13 protein-coding genes and 1 pseudogene are annotated in these 19,800 nt (G+C 39.4%); 10 read left to right on the forward strand and 4 right to left on the reverse strand.

The annotated features are described in order from the left end of the window. The first annotated feature begins 26 nt into the window (after positions 1 to 26). Positions 27 to 608: a PEP-CTERM sorting domain-containing protein gene (locus ACSLUH_RS17290; protein ID WP_448569315.1), complete on the forward strand. Its 582-nt coding sequence runs from the start codon at positions 27 to 29 to the stop codon at positions 606 to 608. 69 nt (positions 609 to 677) lie between these two features. Here ACSLUH_RS17290 and ACSLUH_RS17295 read toward each other — a convergent pair whose 3' ends face one another. Then, positions 678 to 1,118, reverse strand: a complete 441-nt coding sequence (locus ACSLUH_RS17295; protein ID WP_448569317.1) for a cupin domain-containing protein — start codon at positions 1,116 to 1,118, stop codon at positions 678 to 680. A gap of 95 nt (positions 1,119 to 1,213) precedes the next feature. On the opposite strand from ACSLUH_RS17295, the gene ACSLUH_RS17300 reads away from it, so the two are divergent. The 6 genes from ACSLUH_RS17300 to ACSLUH_RS17325 all read left to right on the forward strand — a co-directional run bounded on the left by ACSLUH_RS17300 (position 1,214) and on the right by ACSLUH_RS17325 (position 9,464). Continuing rightward, positions 1,214 to 2,218 (forward strand): ArsJ-associated glyceraldehyde-3-phosphate dehydrogenase, encoded by a 1,005-nt coding sequence (locus ACSLUH_RS17300; protein ID WP_448569319.1) that lies wholly within the window; start codon positions 1,214 to 1,216, stop codon positions 2,216 to 2,218. Positions 2,219 to 2,233: 15 nt separating this feature from the next. Beyond that, positions 2,234 to 2,641, forward strand: a complete 408-nt coding sequence (locus ACSLUH_RS17305) for a VOC family protein (protein ID WP_448569321.1) — start codon at positions 2,234 to 2,236, stop codon at positions 2,639 to 2,641. Between the two features lie 209 nt (positions 2,642 to 2,850). Beyond that, positions 2,851 to 4,668 (forward strand): GGDEF domain-containing protein, encoded by a 1,818-nt coding sequence (locus ACSLUH_RS17310; RefSeq protein ID WP_448569323.1) that lies wholly within the window; start codon positions 2,851 to 2,853, stop codon positions 4,666 to 4,668. After that, positions 4,659 to 6,002, forward strand: coding sequence for a GGDEF domain-containing protein (locus ACSLUH_RS17315; protein ID WP_448569325.1), 1,344 nt, complete (start codon positions 4,659 to 4,661; stop codon positions 6,000 to 6,002). The genes ACSLUH_RS17310 and ACSLUH_RS17315 overlap by 10 nt, the downstream gene beginning before the upstream one ends. 203 nt (positions 6,003 to 6,205) lie before the next feature. Then, positions 6,206 to 8,518 carry a DNA topoisomerase IV subunit A gene (parC, locus tag ACSLUH_RS17320; protein WP_448569327.1) on the forward strand — a complete coding sequence of 771 codons (2,313 nt, stop codon included), beginning with the start codon at positions 6,206 to 6,208 and terminating at the stop codon, positions 8,516 to 8,518. Between the two features lie 172 nt (positions 8,519 to 8,690). Beyond that, on the forward strand, positions 8,691 to 9,464 hold the full coding sequence (locus tag ACSLUH_RS17325; RefSeq protein ID WP_448569329.1) for an EAL domain-containing protein: 774 nt from the start codon (positions 8,691 to 8,693) through the stop codon (positions 9,462 to 9,464). A 102-nt stretch (positions 9,465 to 9,566) separates the two neighbouring features. Here ACSLUH_RS17325 and ACSLUH_RS17330 read toward each other — a convergent pair whose 3' ends face one another. The 3 genes from ACSLUH_RS17330 to tal form a co-directional block, all read right to left on the reverse strand. After that, on the reverse strand, positions 9,567 to 10,058 hold the full coding sequence (locus ACSLUH_RS17330; RefSeq protein ID WP_448569331.1) for a DUF6942 family protein: 492 nt from the start codon (positions 10,056 to 10,058) through the stop codon (positions 9,567 to 9,569). A 114-nt stretch (positions 10,059 to 10,172) separates the two neighbouring features. Then, a complete protein-coding gene (locus ACSLUH_RS17335; protein WP_448569333.1) occupies positions 10,173 to 10,343 on the reverse strand; it encodes a DUF3545 family protein in 171 nt (56 codons plus the stop codon). 204 nt (positions 10,344 to 10,547) lie between these two features. Further along, entirely contained in the window at positions 10,548 to 11,501 is a 954-nt protein-coding gene (gene tal, locus ACSLUH_RS17340) for a transaldolase (RefSeq protein ID WP_448569335.1), read from the reverse strand. 233 nt (positions 11,502 to 11,734) lie between these two features. Between tal and yaaA (ACSLUH_RS17345) the strand changes: the two genes are divergently transcribed. From yaaA (ACSLUH_RS17345) to yaaA (ACSLUH_RS17355), 3 genes and pseudogenes are all read left to right on the forward strand, one after another. Further along, positions 11,735 to 12,511 (forward strand): peroxide stress protein YaaA, encoded by a 777-nt coding sequence (gene yaaA, locus ACSLUH_RS17345; protein WP_448569337.1) that lies wholly within the window; start codon positions 11,735 to 11,737, stop codon positions 12,509 to 12,511. Between the two features lie 600 nt (positions 12,512 to 13,111). After that, entirely contained in the window at positions 13,112 to 19,339 is a 6,228-nt protein-coding gene (locus ACSLUH_RS17350; protein ID WP_448569339.1) for a tandem-95 repeat protein, read from the forward strand. Positions 19,340 to 19,501: 162 nt separating this feature from the next. After that, positions 19,502 to 19,756: pseudogene (yaaA, locus tag ACSLUH_RS17355) on the forward strand (peroxide stress protein YaaA); the annotation flags it as partial. Positions 19,757 to 19,800 lie beyond the last annotated feature (44 nt).

A 19,800-nucleotide genomic window follows, 5' to 3' on the forward strand; every position in this document is an offset into this window, starting at 1 on the left:
ATAACTTTAGAAGAGAGAAATATATAATGTTTAAGAAATTACTTTGTGCAGCACTTTTATTTGCAAGTCAACAATCAGTTGCTGGATTAATTGAACTAGAACTTGATAATACAACCTATCAGGTTAATGACACAGTCACAGCAAACATTGTTATTAGTGATTTTGGTCAACCACTCAGTGCAGCATTTGCAGAGTTACTATTCGATAGCTCAAGCCTAAGCCTAATTGATTTCAGCTTTGGCGGTGCATTTGATGATGGATTGGGCTCATACCAATATGCTGATGATAGCAGCGCTGGTACGTTATATTTAGAAGACTATGCGGATATTTCAGCTGACTTCTCTGTTCTTGAATCGTTACAAAATGATAGTTTTATCTTTGCGACAATTCAATTTCAAGCATTAGCTGCAGGTATTCAGTCGATTGATTTTGGAATTTTCGATACCGGCATATTCGATATCGATGAAAATTCACTACAAGCTTCATTTAGCCCAGTGAGCTTTGATGTTACACCTAGCGTTACTGAAGTACCAGTTCCTGCCACGTTAGCGCTATTTGGTTTAGGCCTATTGGGCTTGGCTACACGTCGCAATAAATTAAAAGTATAGATTTACTTTTTTAAACGAAAAGGCTTTAACTTTAGGGTTAAAGCCTTCTTTTTCTATCGTGGTGTAGAATTAAGGGGTAACATAAATTCTATCTTTACCTAAAAATTCAGGTGATTGAATAGATAATACTTTTAGCGGCTCTTTTGACAAAACCTTAACTGCATGGATACTACCAGGTAAAATTTTAACCATATCGCCTGCAGAAACATTAAATGATTGCTCATTCATGGTCATCGCTGCTTCCCCCGATAGAATATAAACCACTTCAGTATGGTTTTGGTGATAATGAGCTTTAACTTCATCTTTAATAAAAATTATAAACTCAGAGCTATGCGCGGAGCTAGACAGTGGCGTCACTGACACATTTTCAAAGTTCTTTTTGGGTTCGATATTTTTTAAGTTTGTTGCCGAAAAAGCAACGACTGTGGATGTTTGGGTGAAAAGTAATAGCGCTAATAGCGTTTTAGTGAACGTGTATTGTTTTCTTTTACATGCAGAGTTATTCATCATCTTGTCATCTCTTGTTCTTTTTCGTTTCATTTTAACTAGGTAATTAATATACTTTATTTTTTTTGTAATGTGGCACATAAATTAAGGGGCGCTAAATGAAAATTAAAGTTGGAATAAATGGTTTTGGTCGTATGGGGCGCTTGGTGCTTAGAGCTTCGTGGTTATGGCCAGAATTAGAATTTGTGCAAATCAATGATCCCAATGGTGATGCCGCAACGCTTGCCCACTTATTAAAGTATGATTCCGTACACGGTATTTGGCCTCATAAGGTGACCTCGGAAAATGACGCCATAATGATTGATGAACAAGCAATACGAGTCACTAATAATCGAGAAATTTCAGCGACTAATTGGCAAGATTGTGATCTCGTTGTTGAAGCGTCAGGCGTGATGAAATCAACCGCTAAATTGAATGATTATTTAGCGCAAGGCGTCAAAAGAGTTGTCGTCACTGCACCTGTAAAAGAAGATGGTGTACTAAACATAGTAATGGGGGTAAACCAGCACTTATTTGAGCCGGCTAGGCATTCTATTGTGACTGCTGCATCATGTACTACAAATTGTTTAGCACCAGTGGTTAAAGTGCTTCAGGAGAGCATTGGTATTAAGCATGGTAGTATGACAACCATCCATGACATTACCAATACGCAAACAATTTTGGACGCGCCGCATAAAGACTTACGCAGAGCGCGAGCCTGTGGAATGAGTTTGATCCCAACTACGACTGGCTCTGCTACCGCCATCACTCACATTTTTCCAGAATTAAAAGGTCGCCTCAATGGCCATGCTGTCAGGGTACCTTTAGCAAATGCCTCAATCACTGACTGCGTGTTTGAACTTAATCGTGCTACAAGTGCTGAAGAAGTAAACCAATTAATGGCGACCGCAGCTCAAGGAGAGCTTAAAGGGATTCTTGGTTATGAAGAAAAGCCACTCGTTTCAATTGATTATAAAACCGACCCTCGCTCAGTTATCGTAGATGCGTTATCAACCATGGTTGTTAATGACACGCAAGTGAAAATGTACCTTTGGTATGACAATGAGTGGGGCTACGCTAACCGGACAGCAGAGTTGGTTAAATACGTGGGGCTCGCTAAATAAATAGGAAAACTTTTAATGATAGAACATCGACTCTTGCGAAGCGTTTGCCATATTTCCCTTGGCGTTAACAATATTGCGCAAGCAAAAGCATTTTACCAACCGCTTCTGGCGTTACTTGATATTTCACTCGTCAGTGAGTACGAACATGCACTTGCTTTTGGTAAAAATTACCCAGAATTTTGGGTGCAAATTCCCTACGACGGACAACAGGCTTCGCAGGGTAATGGTACCCACATTGGCTTTGTGGCTAGCAACATGCTTCAAGTTGATGATTTCTATCAAAAAGCGTTATCACTTGGGGCTAAATGCAACGGAAAACCTGGCCCAAGGCCTGAATACGGTGAGCCCTATTACGGTTGCTTTGTCATTAGCCCGCAAGGCCATAAAATTGAAGCCAGTTATTGGAAAATAAATAAACAGTAATTTTCTCATAATTATTCATTATATTGCTGGCAAAAAATGTGATAAATTAGCCATGCTATCGCATCATATTAATAAAAAGTATTAAATTTCAAGTTGTTTTAGAGTAGGAAAGTCCATTGCCTTATTATCGTATAACAATGACCCGTTCACTGACCGCGTTGTTATTATGCATATTAATGTTAATTTCATGTAAAGTTTATTCGTACGAAATGTTAACTAAGGGGGAGTTTACGCAGTTTACAGAGCAACTTGAAAAATTGCGCAGTACTAATCCTCGTGAAGCCTACTTCTTTATTCAAAAGTTTACTGAACAAGCGGAAAACCTGCCGTTAGAGAATCGTTTGATTTTTTATAAATTGATGGCTGAAATTTATTCAGATCAGTCGCAATTTCAACAAAGTAAAGAGCTTGCAACCAAAGCGTTGAATGAGGCTAAAAAACTATCTCATCCAAATGTAGTCGTCGCTGAACTTTATTATGCCAAAGGTTATGCTATTGAAAATTTGGGTGACTATGATAAAGCGATTCAAAATTATGAACGGGGGCTGGAAATCGCTGAATCGGTCGGAGATAAAAAAAATATTGCAACTGGGCTTATCAATTTAGGCGCGATGTATTACCAAGTAGAAAAGTTTGATCGCGCTTTAATCGTCTTTAACGATGCACTTAATATCGCCAGTAAAACAGAGGATGCCGAGTTACTAGGTTATGTTTACAGCGAGCTTGGAATTCTTTATAGCTATTTATATGAAGAAGAAAAATCGAAAAACTTTTTTCAAAAATCTTATGAGCACTACTTAAAAGCTGGCAAGATTTATTACGCATACAATAGCTTGTTTATGATCGGACAATTTCATGCGTTGAATAAAAATTATGAGCAGGCGATAGCGATTAACAAAGAAATTGTTGAGCACGCCAGTGAAATTGGTAATTTGGAATTAGTTGCAAGTGCATACAGTGGCTTAGCATGGAGTTATATTTTAAAGGAAGATAGTAATCCTGAGGCAGCTTACCATTATATGCAAATTGCTGAGCAATATGCCCAGCAATCTGAGCGTCACGAAGCACCACTTACCTTTGGCCTTAATAAAGCGTTTTTTTTGTTTGAATTAAAAAAATATGATGAAGCACTAGATACCGCGTCAGATTTAGAAAAATTAATTAATGAAGACGAAAAATTAGTGAATACCTGGTCTAAATATGATTTGTTGTATTTAAAATCAGAAGTTTATTACAAAAAAGAAAGCTATCAACAAGCTTATAATGCGCAAAAACAATTCCTAGAGTTTGCTTTTGAAATTCGCGATCGCTCAAATTATAAAGAGGTGGAAGATTTGCGTATGCGTTATGAAAGTGAGCAAGCTGATTTACAAAAACAAATTCTTGCCGAGCAGGAAAAAGTACAATCAATAAAATTAGAAGATGCTCGTTATCAACAAACTAGTCGACATATTATCATTGCGTTTAGTGTCGTCGTTATACTGCTGCTTGCTTGGTTTTTAATAAAGATCATTCGAGGTCAACGCCAGTTATTAAAGTTAAGTCATACTGATGTCCTAACGGGTGTCGTTAATCGTCGTCGCCTAATGGAACTAGGTAAGTTTATGTATAGTCAAGCTGGAGAAAGTACCGACTCTCTCAGTGTTTTAATGCTCGATGTTGATGACTTTAAAGCAATTAATGATAATTATGGGCATAAAGCTGGCGATAGAGTGTTGAAAAGTATTGCTGAGCTTTCTAATACCCTGATGCGTGGCAGTGATGAATTTGGACGTTTTGGCGGCGAAGAGTTTATTGCATTATTACCTGATGCCAATTTAGAACAAGCGGTAGAAGTTGCTAACCGTTTATGTCGAGAAATTAGTGGCCACGATTGGAGTGCTTTGGTGCAAGAAAAAGTGACAGTGAGTATTGGTGTTGCTAGCTATGATAATGATAAGCACAAAGATATCGATGATATTATAAAAGAGGCGGATTTATTGCTTTATAAAGCCAAAAGTTTAGGGAAAAATCAAGTATGTTTTTAAATGCTTATCACTATACTATTGGTCAAAAAAGCCGACTGAAGCTAATGCCGTTGGTTTATATCTTCTTTGCGTTGATTGTATCTAATAGTGCAATGGCCAGTTCGCAAGATTTAAAAAGTTTTTCACCTTATTGGAAGATCACTCAAGGTGAGGTTAGCGGTAGCGATGAAAGCAATAAAGGTGAAAACAAGCTTAGTGATGATGCAACGCCAAAAAAAGAAATTACTCAAGAATTACCTATTCGGCCAAAAGTGTTAAGTTTTGTTAAGTTGATGGAGAATGACCAAGTATTCGATCGGTTTTATATTGAACAACTTATAGAGAATACCCCATCCCTTAACGCTGCTGAGCACCTTATTTTGAACCGTTTATTGGCTTACTTAGCAGAAAAAGAACAAAAATCTGAGCAAGTCATTACGTTGTTGAATGAGGCTATCAGCTATGAAAATCAAATGGCGGATAAACAATTAAATACACCAAGGTTTTTTGATATTTATTTGAAATTGAGTGATCACTACGCGCTACTTGAAAAATTTCAATTGGCTTATGATAGCAAAGCAACGTATATGGACCGCTACCAATTTTGGCGCGCAAGTGAAAAAGAAAAGCGTATGATCGCGCTAAACGAAAAGTATGAAACCAGTATCAAGCAAAAAGAAAATCAATTGCTAGAAAGTCAAAATGAGCTAAAACAGCTTAAAATCAAAGAAGCGGAAAATAAAAAAACGGCAGAAATTAGAAATATTATTTTATTGGTATGCTTATTTTTGATTTTTGTCGTTTTAGTCATGAGACAAATCAAGGTGCGCCGCAAGCTACATAATTTGGCAAAAACCGATGCTTTAACTGGCTTGTATAATCGTCGAAGTTTATTTGAGCAAGGGAATTACCTAGTTGAATATGCATTGAAGAACAAAACCTCATTAAGTGCCATCTTACTTGATATCGATATGTTTAAATCAATTAACGATACCTTTGGACATGATGCCGGAGATAAAGTTATTAAATTAATCGCGCAAATAGGACAAGAAACGATCCGCTCACGTGATTATTTTGCACGCATAGGGGGAGAAGAGTATGCCGCTATTTTGCCAGGTACAACCCTAGAAGAGGCTAAAGCTTTTGCCGAGCGTTTTCGAGAGAAAGTAGAGCAGTATGATTTATCTGCATTGGATATAGCCCGTCAAGTTACAGTAAGTATTGGCGTTGCTAACTTAAGCCAAGTAGATAAACATTTTGATGCACTGCTTAATGCTGCAGACGAAGCGATGTACCACGCAAAAGAACAAGGCAGAAACCGAGTGTGCTGTTACCACGAAGTTAACCCTGAGTAACTTAACACTTGGTTATCATTAGGGTCAGCGCTCTTTGAAAATGTCTCTATATTAGGATAACTTCTTAAAGATCACCTCTACATTGCCATTTAGACATATTTTTATTTAAAAGCTGTTTTCTCCTATTCGAGAATCAGATAAGCTAACGTAATAATAATTAAACCCTCATACAGCTGCAGTGCGCTTTAGAGTAGGAAATCTCCATGTCAGATATACTTGAATACAGCTTAGATGGCGTTGAACAGCGACCATTACGTCAATTTACTGAAGAAGCTTATTTAAATTACTCAATGTACGTCATCATGGATAGGGCTTTGCCTCATATCGGTGATGGACTTAAACCTGTGCAACGTCGCATTGTTTATGCAATGTCAGAGCTTGGACTATCGGCGTTGGCAAAATATAAAAAGTCAGCTCGAACGGTCGGTGATGTATTGGGTAAGTTCCATCCTCATGGTGATTCTGCTTGTTATGAAGCGATGGTTTTGATGGCGCAACCTTTTTCTTATCGTTACCCTTTGGTTGATGGTCAAGGCAACTGGGGGGCACCGGATGACCCCAAATCATTTGCAGCAATGCGTTACACCGAAGCGCGATTATCTCGATTCAGTGAGGTGCTCTTAGCTGAGCTTGGTCAAGGAACGGTAGATTGGGTTCCTAATTTTGATGGCACCATGAAGGAGCCCAAGAATCTACCGTCACGTTTACCGCATATTCTATTAAACGGTATTACCGGTATTGCTGTTGGTATGGCAACCGATATTCCGCCACATAATGTGAGAGAGATCGCTAATGCTTGTGTGCATCTGGTTGATAACCCTAAAGCGGAATTAGCTGAACTTTTTGAATTTGTGCAAGGCCCTGATTATCCAACTGATGCTGAAATAATTACCTCTAAAGAAGATATCGTTAAGTTATATGAATCTGGTCGCGGTAGTATCAAAATGCGTGCGGTCTATGAAATTGAGCATGGTGAAGTTGTTATCACCGCATTACCTCATCAAGCGTCAGGAGGTAAAATTTTAGAACAAATTGCCGCACAAATGACCGCAAAGAAACTACCGATGGTGGTAGATTTACGAGATGAATCTGACCATGAAAATCCGATTCGCTTAGTGATAGTGCCTCGCTCAAATCGTGTCGATATTGAGCAATTAATGCAACATCTTTTTGCCACGACTGATTTAGAGAAAAACTATCGAGTTAATCTCAATATGATAGGGCTTGATAACAAACCAGCGGTAAAAGATTTAAAAACTATATTGAATGAATGGCTGGTATTTCGTCGCGAAACCGTCAGACGACGTTTGCAGTATCGTTTAGATAAAGTATTGGCTCGCCTTCATATTCTAGAAGGTTTATTGATAGCTTATCTAAATATTGATGAAGTCATAGAAATCATCCGCACTTATGATGATGCCAAAGCAGAGTTAATGTCTCGCTTTAGTTTATCCGAGATACAAGCTAACGCTATATTGGAAATTAAATTACGTCAATTAGCCAAACTTGAAGAAATTAAGATCAGAGGCGAGCAAGATGAATTGAATAAGGAGCGAGAGCAGCTCGAAAAAACCCTTAATTCAAAAGCGCGCATGAACACACTGATTAAAAAGGAATTACTCGCTGCCGCTGAGCAATATGGTGATGAACGCCGTTCTAAATTGGTAGAACGAAATGAGGCTAAAGCGTTATCAGAAAAAGATCTTGTACCTAGTGAGCCGGTAACGGTCGTTGTTTCGCAAAAAGGCTGGGCACGATGCGCTAAAGGACATGATATTGAAGCGCAAGCGTTGAGTTATAAAGCAGGTGATAGTTATTTGTGCTCAGCGAAAGGGCGCAGTAACCGTCCAGTCGTCTTTATTGATTCTACTGGACGCTCTTTTGCAACGGATGCACATACATTGCCAACGGCTCGAAGCCAAGGTGAGCCGCTTACTGGAAGATTTAGCTTAGCCTCTGGTGCAAATTTTGAGCACAGTGTTATGGCTGAGGATGATGCTAAGTTTTTACTTAGCAGTGATGCCGGTTATGGCTTTGTCGGTACATTTGCTGAAATGGTTAGTCGTAATAAAAACGGTAAAGCCTTACTGTCTTTGCCTGCCAATGCCAAAGTAAAAACACCTAAAGTCGTCAAAGATATCGATAAAGCACTGGTCTTATCCATTACCACTGAAGGGCGTATGTTGGTCTTTCCGGTTAAGGATTTACCTGTGTTAAGTAAGGGTAAGGGTAATAAAATTATTAATATTTCGTCGGCAAGAGCAAAAGCTCGCGAAGAGTTTGTTACCTTACTGGAAGTGCTCTATCCTGAGGACTCTGTCACCTTGCATGCAGGTAAACGAAAGCTTACTTTAAAATCTTCTGATATTGAGCATTATCGAGGTGAACGCGGACGTCGTGGTAATAAGTTACCGCGGGGGTTACAACGTGTCGATCGCATTGAAATTGAAGCTGCTCAAAACGACAGCCAAGCTGCAGAAGAAAGTGATATCGTTGAAACCTCTGAAGATCAATAAATCACCCATTTATACATATAGTGAAGTAGATTCATCACTTGGTATACTGTGTAAATAATGCGCTAAATGTATTTGGTATATGTTATTGCGATATTAAAGCCAATTTAGCGCACTAATTGTCATAAGTTTGTCATCTTAGCCTTCTACACTTCTGGAAGATAAGGAGACCCAAGTGATTAGACAATTACATTTATTGCTGAAAAATAAGGCCGTGACAACCGTTTTTCAGCCTATTTTCGATATTCACAATAAATCTATACTAGGCTATGAGGCGTTGACTCGTGGTCCTGAGAATAGTGTATTTTTCCATCCGGATTTTCTTTTTCAAAAAGCTACAGAGTATGGCTTGCTTTCCGAGTTAGAAATACTTTGTCGTGATACCGCAATCAAACGTTTTGCTTATCTCGGCCTGCCTGGAAAACTATTTTTAAATATTAGCCCATTAGTGTTGCTTGATAAAAAACATCCTCAAGGTGAAACCAAAAAGCTTGTAGAAAGTGCGAATTTACCATGTCAACGCATCGTCATAGAGCTAAGCGAAAAGTACCCTTTACCTGATACCGATATGTTAAGTGTCGCCTTAGCTAAATATCGTCAGTTTGGATTTGATGTTGCTATCGATGATTTAGGCGCTGGCTATTCAGGTTTAAAAATGTGGAGTGAGTTAAGGCCCAATATTGTCAAAGTAGATCGTTATTTCGTTGAATCGTGCCATACCGATAGCTTTAAACGGAAATTTCTTCGAGCTATCTTTGAACTTGCGCAATCTGCACAAGCACAGGTAATTGTCGAAGGAATAGAGTGCTATGAAGAATATGAGCTATTAAGGCAACTGGGTATGCAGTACGCCCAAGGATATTATTTAGCAAAACCGGTTGCAAACCCTATTCGTTTCTATCCTCGGTGGCTTGAACAAAATAATTTGCTCAGAATAGAAGCGAGTTAGTAAAAATGGTCATTGTTGACTGCCATAGTTTTATCGATTTGAGCTCGCTTATTTTCTAAGGGGAAAGTTAAACTTACTGGGCCTGCACTAAGTGCGAGAGTTTCACTTGAGTAATCGGTTAACTAATTTTGCTAACTGGCGAATACGCTCATTAGTAAGCTGGCGATAATCAAAATAGGGGCTTATCAACGTGCGAGAAGCTTCATTAATGGCAATGTAAGGGGAAAGCCATTGACACTGTTCCGCTAAAGAGAGCTCTTGGGCATAACCTTTTCCCATGATAATTTGGACATGATCATTACCAGGAATAGCACTTGGCTTAGAAAAGCACAGGCTATGGTCACACTCTGGCTGCAATAATCGCTGATCACGAAGCTCTTGCCATGTTTGGTATCCATTTGAGTCTATTTCAAACAATAGTTTAGCATAGACATTAAATACCTTACGCCAGTGATTGCCTGTTGCTTGCCCAATATAGAAGACCTCATTTTGGGTAAAGTAACGACAATCTTCCATGTCTTTATATGGAGCGATAGGTGGTCTATTTTGAGTAAAAACGCTTATTCTAGCGTGCGGGTTCCCTAAGCCAATCATTCAGTTTTTTAATTTTTATATTAATAATAAGTTTTCGATAATCTAATGCTTAGTAATACAATAAAAAACCCAGTTTTAAACTGGGTTTTTAGTTAGGTAGATTCGTTTAATTAGCTAAAACTCATCCAGCATGTAGTCTAGAGAATCGTCATACGCTTTAAGTTCCTTCTCTAGTTGGAACTTCTCCTTCAGTTGTTCTATCTCACGCCATTTACGTTTTTTATTAGTTGAACTAGATTTAGATTGCTGACCCAAAGAGTTCAATATTTCTTCTATTTTATCCATGGTATGCTCCTTTTTTACAACTGCATCTTTTTAATATCATATTATTTGAAAGATTAGAACTAATTTATGATCATTTTTTGACAAAAAGATGAATTTACTTTTAGGAGTTTTTAATTGTACATATGTTTTGTTTTGAGGCGTGTTGTTCTATAAGTTATTTGTTTAAAAAACGTTTTCAGTATATTGAGCAACACGCGCTAGTGGCTATAACAGTTCAGCGAGTTGGGTTTCTAATTTGTTTTGATCAATGGCAAAATTTCGAATGCCCTCCGCTAGTTTCTCTGTTGCCATTTCATCCTGATTCATCTCCCATCTAAATTCACTTTCGGTCATAATATCTGGTCGAGCTAAAGCATCTTGTGTTTCGTTTAACATACGAGTGATGTCTTCATTGCTTTCAGAGAGTTCATCGAGTAGCTGAGGACTAATGGTTAAGCGATCACAGCCGGCAAGCGCTAAAATTTCATCTTTGTTTCTAAAACTTGCCCCCATAACAACGGTTTTGTAATCCATCGCTTTATAATAGTTATAGATCTTGGTAACAGAAATCACGCCGGGATCTTCGAGAGCAGGGTAGCTATCTTTACCGGACTTATTTTTATACCAATCTAAAATTCGACCGACAAAAGGTGAAATTAAATATACGCCAGCTTCAGCACACGCCTGCGCTTGTGCAAAACTAAACAGTAAGGTTAAATTACAATTAATGCCTTCTTGCTCTAATTGTTCTGCGGCTTTGATACCTTCCCATGTTGAGGCCAATTTAATTAAAATACGGTCATTATTGATACCCGCTTCATTGTACATTGCGATTAACTTACGGGCTTTGTCGATTGATGCTTGGCTATCAAATGACAGCCTTGCATCAACTTCTGTTGAAATACGACCCGGAATAATTTTAAGTATTTCTAAGCCAATGAGTACTGAAAGTTTGTCGGCTGCATCAATGACTTGTTGTTTAGCACCAGAGGATTGGGATTTGGCCCATTCAACAGCCTCGGTTAATAAATGCTGGTAGCTGGCAAGCGATGCGGCTTTTAAAAGTAACGAAGGGTTAGTGGTTGCATCTTGAGGATGAAACTTCGCGATAGCTTCTATGTCGCCAGTGTCAGCGACAACAGTGGTCATTTGCTTTAATTGTTCTAATTGGTTAGCCATAAGTTTGCCTTGTAGTTGAGGTCCATGAAAAAGTGTATTGCTTTATTATGCTAGAAATATGACAAGGTAAATGAATGCCTATATTCAATGTTATTGCGATACAGACCAATAGTTGTATCAAATCTAACGTATTTGGCAAGTACAACCATCATTTTTGCTTAGTTTGTTTCATTTTTTTATATATCGCTTGTGATATAGTACGTTTTTTTCACTATTTATTCTCGGATGCTCATATGTTATTTGTTGTTTCTCCAGCGAAAAATCTTGATTACGAATCACCTTTGGTTACGAAAAAGTACAGCCAGCCTGAATTGCTTTCTCATAGTGAAATATTAATCGAACGTTGCGCTAAATTGTCGCCCGCTGATATCAGTTCTTTAATGGGTGTAAGTGATAAAATTGCTGGACTAAATGCCGCTCGATTTGGTGAGTGGTCACAGCCTTTTACCATCGATAATGCGCGCCCTGCAGTTTTAGCATTTAACGGTGATGTTTATACAGGTTTAGATGCTAAAACCTTAACTGATGATGATTTTGATTTTGCTCAACAGCACATGAGAATTTTGTCAGGTTTGTATGGTTTGCTAAAGCCGCTTGATTTAATGCAAGCATATCGCTTAGAAATGGGCACTAAATTGGATAATCCTCGTGGTGATAATCTTTATCAATTTTGGGGCACTATTATTACAGAGAAGTTAAAACATGCGCTCGAAGCACAAGGCGACAATGTGTTAATAAACTTAGCTTCTAATGAATACTTTAAATCCGTCAAGAAGAAAGAACTTGGTGCTGACATTATTACTCCGGCTTTTAAAGATTGGAAAAATGGTCAATACAAAATGATCAGCTTTTTTGCCAAGAAAGCGCGAGGCTTGATGGCTCGTTATATTATTGAAAACCGAATAGACGATGTTAAACAGCTTAAAGCGTTTGATAGTGCTGGTTATAGTTTCAATGAAGAGTTAAGTAAAGGCAATGAGTGGGTATTCACCCGAAAAGAAAGTGATTAATGAGTTTTAGCCGCACTTACTCCTTACTTTATTGCTTAAAAAGTTCTTTTTGGTATTTCTGTATAGCTTCAATGAGAGATTAGCGTATGTACAATCTAAACTTTTCTCTCGTTATACGTTTTATACCCCATTTATCTGATAACAACATTTGACTGTGGTTCTGTGATTATTAATCAAGAAGCATGTGAAAAATAAAGATTGATGGAAAAAACTATCAGGAAGAGTGGTCAATTCTCCGGTATGAAAAATATCTAATACTTGAAACAGTTGTCATGGCTTTATTAAAGCTCAAACAAACCCGTCTGAAATGCAAAGCACGATGAAAGCAGCTTAAAGCTGTTCTTTTGATAATCGCCATCTGCCAAATAATGAATGCGATGATGCTTCTAATGTATTGTTAATTTAAGGTGGGAAATGCTTTAGCGATATTCAATTTATAGCTCATGAGTATTTTTCAAATTATTGGGTTAAATTCTCCTTAACATCCCCTTAACCTTTTTTTATTGAATCTACAGTTTTTGCTTATTTTCATGTATTTTAGCGTGCACTTTTGGTAATATTGATGCATTTATCTACAAATTAAAATATAGAGAACATTGTATGTCACGTAGTTCGCAGTTTGCGTTGTTGATTTTGATATTCTTTTCGGGACAAACCCTCGCAGATATCACCACTGGCCTTGTTGCCCACTATGCATTTGAAAATAATCTTGACGATAGTCAAGGCAGTAATAATAGCCTCGCCAGTAGTGCAATAACCTATGCCAGTGGGCAAGTTGGCAGTGCTGCAGTGTTTAACGGTTCATCGAGTTATACAGAAGTGACTCGTATGGTGCAGAATGACTTTTCTATCGGGTTTTGGATAAAAACTACGAGCACAGGTGCAGATCCCAGTGCTTGGGCTGGCATAGGCATTGTTACCGCCGATGAAGCTGGCTATGTAGATGATTATGCGGTCTCCATTGTCTCTAATGGTAAGTTAGGTTTTGGAGTTGGCGATACCGGCGGGTACGTCACTGCAACATCCTTAACGTCAATCAATGATAATAGCTGGCACCATATTGTTGTCACGCGCTCTCAAAGTTCAGGCGAAATGAATGTCTATGTAGATAATGTTTTAGAAGCCACTCAGACTGGAACTACAGCGATTTTAGACGATAAAGCGACCATTCAAATTGGGGCGATGAATTTAACACCAAGTAATTTTTTAAACGGTAGTCTGGATCACATAAAAATCTATTCACGGGTATTAACGAGCACCGATGTTACTGAGTTATATAATGATCTAAGTGCTAGCAATAGCGCCCCTGTGATAGCTGGTGTAACGGCTTCGACAACAATCAATGACAATGCAACAGCTACCCCTTTTAGCTCCGTTACTATCACAGATTTAGATAATGACAATGTAACTGTATCAGTGAGCTTGGATACCGCGGCGAAAGGCGCATTTTCTTCAGCGTCATTAACCGCATCCGGTTTTACTGATGCAGGTGGTGGCAGTTATACGTTATCGTCAACTGCCCCGGTTAATGCTCAAACAGCTATCCGTCAATTAGTTTTTGCTCCTACCGAAAATAGGGTAACGCCAACCTTAACAGAAGATACTACATTTACGATTACGGTTAACGATGGTACCGCTACCAATACTGATAGTACGACCGTTGTGACTTCAACGTCGGTTAATGATGCACCATCGATTACCATAGCGAACAGTTTAACCACGTCGGAGAATACGGCACAAGTTCTGAGTTTTAGTTACACCGATGTCGACGGTGACACGGTAACAGCGACTGAGCAGACAGCACCAACAAATGGCTCGATAAGCATCAGCGGCACCAATATCACTTACACACCAGTCTCATACTACAATGGTAGCGATAGCTTTGTCGTAACCTTGAGTGATGGTAGTGGTTATAGCACTAATCACGCGGTGAGTGTGACTGTGAACTCGGTGAATCAAGACCCGGTTATTACTATCGCAAATAGTTTAAGCACTGATGAAGATACGCCCGCTGTATTGAGCTTTAGCTACTCCGATGTTGACGGTGATACAGTTACAGCGACACAGCAGACAGCACCCACCAATGGCTCGCTAAGTATCAGTGGCACCAATATCACTTATACACCCGCGCCTAATTATAATGGCAGCGACAGTTTTGTGGTGACCTTAAGTGATGGTAGTGGTTACACCAACAATCATAGTGTCGCGGTTTCGGTAAATGCGGTCAATGATGACCCTTCAGTTAGCATAGCGAACAGTTTAACCACGTCGGAGAACACAGCCCAAGTATTAAGTTTTAGTTACACCGATGCTGATGGTGATACGGTGACGGCGACAGAGCAGACGGCACCTACAAATGGTTCAATAAGTATCAGCGGCACCAATATCACTTATACACCGAATGCCAACTATAATGGCAGTGACAGTTTTGTGGTAACCTTAAGTGATGGCAATGGCTATGGCACTAATCATGCGGTGAGTGTGACTGTAACCTCGGTGAATCAAGACCCGGTTATTACTATCGCAAATAGTTTAAGCACTGATGAAGATACGCCCGCTGTATTGAGCTTTAGCTACTCCGATGTTGACGGTGATACAGTTACAGCGACACAGCAGACAGCACCCACCAATGGCTCGCTAAGTATCAGTGGCACCAATATCACTTATACACCCGCGCCTAATTATAATGGCAGCGACAGTTTTGTGGTGACCTTAAGTGATGGTAGTGGTTACACCAACAATCATAGTGTTACAGTTACGGTGAACGCGGTTAATGATGACCCTTCAGTTAGCATAGCGAACAGTTTAACCACGTCGGAGAACACAGCCCAAGTATTAAGTTTTAGTTACACCGATGCTGATGGTGATACGGTGACGGCGACAGAGCAGACGGCACCTACAAATGGTTCAATAAGTATCAGCGGCACCAATATCACTTATACACCGAATGCCAACTATAATGGCAGTGACAGTTTTGTGGTAACCTTAAGTGATGGCAATGGCTATAGCACTAATCACGCGGTGAGTGTGACTGTGACCTCGGTGAATCAAGACCCGGTTATTACTATCGCAAATAGTTTAAGCACGAATGAAGATACGCCAGCTGTATTGAGTTTTAGCTATACCGATGTTGACGGTGATACAGTTACAGCGACACAGCAGACAGCACCCACCAATGGCTCGCTAAGTATCAGTGGCACCAATATCACTTATACACCAGCGCCTAATTATAATGGCAGCGACAGTTTTGTGGTGACCTTAAGTGATGGCAGTGGTTACACCAACAATCATAGTGTCGCGGTTTCGGTAAATGCGGTCAATGATGCACCTATCATCACATTGGCATCAACGCTTAATGTCGCAGAAGATACTACAGGGGCTCTTAATATAATTGTTGATGACGTCGAGGGTGAGACGGTATCCGTCAACCTTAAGACACCGCCAACAAATGGTAATGTAGAGGTGACATTATCTACTTTGAGTTATACGCCCAATATAAACTATTTTGGAACTGACAGTTTTACGTTGGTGTTTTCCGATGGCAGTTTAGAGGTTGAACGAACGGTTAGCGTAAACGTTTCTGCAGTTAATGATGCGCCGGTTGTTACTATCGCACAATCTATTGAGACGGATAGAAATAAATCTTTTTTTCTTGATTACTCGGTAACAGATGACGAAAATGATGAAGTTTCATTGTCGGTTAAAGTACAGGCTGAGAATGGCAGTGCTATTTTGCAACAATCTATCTCTAATGTGCTTTACATGCCTAATCGAGATTTTAGTGGTCAAGACAGCTTTACGCTTACTTTTACTGATAGTCAAGGTGCAGCGGTTGATAAACAAATCAATGTAACCGTCAATGCTATTATTAAAGACCCGCAAATAACTATAACGCGAAGTTTGAGGGTGTTCGAAGACGAAGTTTTAACGATTCCTTATACAATAGAAGATGGAGTTGCAGGGCCAGCTTACCTTGAAGTAACGTCGGAGCCTACTTTTGGTGGAACGCTTGAAATTACTGACTCGGAAGTGATTTACACCCCTGAGAAAGATGTTAGCCGCGAGTATGTAGAGTTTACCCTGAGCCTAAAAGACAGTGGCGGGTACAGTCTAGATTTGGGTTTTATTGTTTACATAAGACCTGTAAATGATGCTCCTGTAGCCTTCCGAGATGAATATACACTTGATCAAAACGCTGTGTTAAACGTCGATGCAGACAATGGTGTGTTAGCGAATGACAGTGACCCAGATCAATACGATCAGCTGAATGTTCAAGTTCGAACGCGGCCTGCTTATGCGAAAGCGTTTAGTTTGAATCCAGATGGAAGTTTTAGTTATCAACATAACGGCACTAAGGTGCTTAGAGACTCTTTTGAGTATATCGTTACTGATCGTGATGGTACGTCCGATCGTGCAAGGGTTGTGCTAAACCTTAATCAAATTAATTCGGCACCTTATTTTTATACGTCAGGTAGGTTTAGGACCAAGCAAGGGTATAAATTTGGCAAATATATTGATGTCAGAGACGATGACCGTGACAACTTGTCACTTAGCATCAAATCGGCGCCAGAGTGGTTAAGTTTAAGTCAAGATAATTATCTGTTTTCGCAGCAAGTCCCTTATTCTGTATTAAAAGACAGTTATCCAGTTGTTCTGGAGCTCACTGATGGCAAAGATACAGTAGAAAATACTTATTATATTAATGTAGATGATATCGACTCACCAATTATAAACATCACTGCGGGGTGGGATAAGGAAGCTCCGTTATCTAATCAGCCACTCGAATATCGTGCTAACATTGAGAATGTCGGGGGCATATCAGAGGGCTTCACTGGCTGGGTTGGTTTTACTGTTGAAAATGCAGAAATTACAGCGGTTGACTCTGGGTGCGTCAGGTATAGTGTAAAATACGCTTACTGTCGTTTTACATTAGCGATAGAAGAGTCTCAACAATACCCTTTAACGTTACAACCCATAATTGATGGTGATGTCAGTGTCCGCGCTCAAATCGTAGATACGAGAGTCAATAAATCCAAGAGTCAAACAGACTCAATTTACGTTTCCTTAGCGCCGATTAAACATAGGGGCTCATTCAATATTGAAAACGCAACCGTAATGCGAATGCTAGACAGCAGAGTAGGACGTTCAGGTTATGATTATATTGTCGGAACGAAAGCAGGTATATATACCCATCAGGTATATTTAGAGTCGGTGACGGACCAAGAGGGACTTTTAGTTGGTAATTTGGATAATAATGGAGAAACAAAATATATACTTGCAACAGACATTAATGGAGACGGACTGAAAGATGCGGTGCTCATTAATGAACGAGGCGGTCAAGCTTCTGCTTATTATCTAAATAAAGCGAATAATCGGTTTCAAAAGGGGGGGGACTTAGGGTATCCAATTGGTGGAAGTGCTCGCTTTGATTTCAACGGTGATGGCCAAATTGACATCTCTATATTTGGCCGAAATCGACTGGTGTTATTTAGACATGAAAACAATAAATTAATCGCGACCTTATCATTTAACTTTGGAAAAATGTTAGGAGAGCCCATTGCTACTGTGAGTACTACTTATCATCGCAGACGAGATCGTTACTATTTCATGGTTTCAGGAGTCTACGGCAACAGAATACTCATTAGTTACAGAAGTGCTCTATTAAGATCTTACTTTAACTACTATGCAAGTAATGCGTCTAGTGCATCTAAAAGTATTTCTTCTAGAGCATTGTTTAGTACACCGCCAGTTGCTTTAACCACTGCACAAGCAGAGGATCTGATACCAGAATTTGAGTTGAACGTTGACGAATTAGTTGCTTCAGGTGATATGCAAGAATTAGAACTTCCTGTTGATAATGCAATAAATACAATCAGTGCTGATTTAAACAATGATGGCGTTGAAGAGCTTATTGTTATCTCCGGTACGCTAGAGGAACCAGAATTCGCTAGTGAAGAGATTCAGGATACTGAAGAAGGTCTAACTCCAGAAGAAGCAGCCACTACTGGCGATACTAGTATTGATAGGTCGGTCACCATTTTAGCGATTAATGACGACTCTGGAGAATTTGAAACGCTAACAACGATAGGTAATTCAGCTGCTCATAGTGTCTATGTTGAAGATTTAAATGGCGATGGCTATGTTGACTTGCTAATCGGTTTGGAAAGTGGAGTATATGAAACGTATTTAGGCGAAGGTAATGCAGTTGACTTCATCCGCCAAGACCAGACGATTATCGAGTCATCCAGAAATATCAATATTCAAGATCTAGATGGTGATGGTAACCTTGAAATAATGGCGCTTGATCAAAACACTGGTGAAGTGCGTACCTATCCGTCCAAAAACGGAAGCTTTGCGACTACTTCTGAATTAAGTATTGCGTCAGAGCAGTCCCGCTTAACACTGGATGTTCAGGGGGATAGTCAAACGATTGACTTTGTTATACGTAATGCGGGGCCGTTAATGGCAGAAAATCTGATGCTGACAATGAAGGTTCCAGAGTTTGTTGAAGTTTCAATTAGTAATGGCACGTGTGCCAATGACAACAATGAAACTGTCTGCTCATTGGGTAGTCTAGATATCAATCAATCGATTACAGTAACAGCTAGTGTCATAGCATTGGCTGATAGCGACTGGCAATCATTGTCTGTCAGTGTGGCGTCAGACAATGATGAGCAAGACGAAACTGACAATGCGCATTCAATTGATGTAATGGCTAAGATCAATAAAACGTCAAGTGGTGGCGCTTTTGTGCAGCTACTTGTATTACTTGGTTTCCTAAATCTGTTTGCAAAAAGGCGTTTTACGAAGGCGAGTAAAATGCGCTAGTTTGTTATTTTAAATAAGAACTTTGAGCTAGTTTAACGAATAAAAAAGGAAGCGAATTCAAGCTTCCTTTTTTATTACTCTGCCCCGTCCTAAACAGGCGCATGATGGCTAAGGAAGACAAGGTAGTTTAACTATATAAACTTGGCTTAAAATGCGTCCATCAAATCCGTCAAGAAGAAAGAGCTTGGCGCCGACATTATTACTCCGGCGTTTAAAGATTGGAAAAATGGTCAATAAAAAATGATCAGCTTTTTTGCCAATAAAGCGCAAGGCTTGATGGCTCGTTATATTATTGAAAACCGAATAAACGATGTTAAGCAGCTTAAAGCGTTTGATAGTGCAGGGTATGTCTTCAATGAAGCACTCAGTAAAGGCAATGAGTGGGTGTTCACCCGAAAAGAGGCAGAATCAGCGTAGCAAGGTTAACAGGTCATGCATTTAGATATGACCTGCTAACGTAA

Source organism: Thalassotalea ganghwensis, from assembly GCF_053485795.1.

What these genes read in the sequence shown, in the direction of transcription:
- ACSLUH_RS17290 (WP_448569315.1), top strand. Translation starts at nt 27, where the DNA reads ATGTTTAAGAAATTACTTTGTGCAGCACTTTTATTTGCAAGTCAACAA.
- ACSLUH_RS17295 (WP_448569317.1), bottom strand. Translation starts at nt 1,118, where the DNA reads ATGATGAATAACTCTGCATGTAAAAGAAAACAATACACGTTCACTAAA.
- ACSLUH_RS17300 (WP_448569319.1), top strand. Translation starts at nt 1,214, where the DNA reads ATGAAAATTAAAGTTGGAATAAATGGTTTTGGTCGTATGGGGCGCTTG.
- ACSLUH_RS17305 (WP_448569321.1), top strand. Translation starts at nt 2,234, where the DNA reads ATGATAGAACATCGACTCTTGCGAAGCGTTTGCCATATTTCCCTTGGC.
- ACSLUH_RS17310 (WP_448569323.1), top strand. Translation starts at nt 2,851, where the DNA reads ATGTTAACTAAGGGGGAGTTTACGCAGTTTACAGAGCAACTTGAAAAA.
- ACSLUH_RS17315 (WP_448569325.1), top strand. Translation starts at nt 4,659, where the DNA reads ATGTTTTTAAATGCTTATCACTATACTATTGGTCAAAAAAGCCGACTG.
- parC (WP_448569327.1), top strand. Translation starts at nt 6,206, where the DNA reads ATGTCAGATATACTTGAATACAGCTTAGATGGCGTTGAACAGCGACCA.
- ACSLUH_RS17330 (WP_448569331.1), bottom strand. Translation starts at nt 10,058, where the DNA reads ATGATTGGCTTAGGGAACCCGCACGCTAGAATAAGCGTTTTTACTCAA.
- ACSLUH_RS17335 (WP_448569333.1), bottom strand. Translation starts at nt 10,343, where the DNA reads ATGGATAAAATAGAAGAAATATTGAACTCTTTGGGTCAGCAATCTAAA.
- tal (WP_448569335.1), bottom strand. Translation starts at nt 11,501, where the DNA reads ATGGCTAACCAATTAGAACAATTAAAGCAAATGACCACTGTTGTCGCT.
- yaaA (WP_448569337.1), top strand. Translation starts at nt 11,735, where the DNA reads ATGTTATTTGTTGTTTCTCCAGCGAAAAATCTTGATTACGAATCACCT.
- ACSLUH_RS17350 (WP_448569339.1), top strand. Translation starts at nt 13,112, where the DNA reads ATGTCACGTAGTTCGCAGTTTGCGTTGTTGATTTTGATATTCTTTTCG.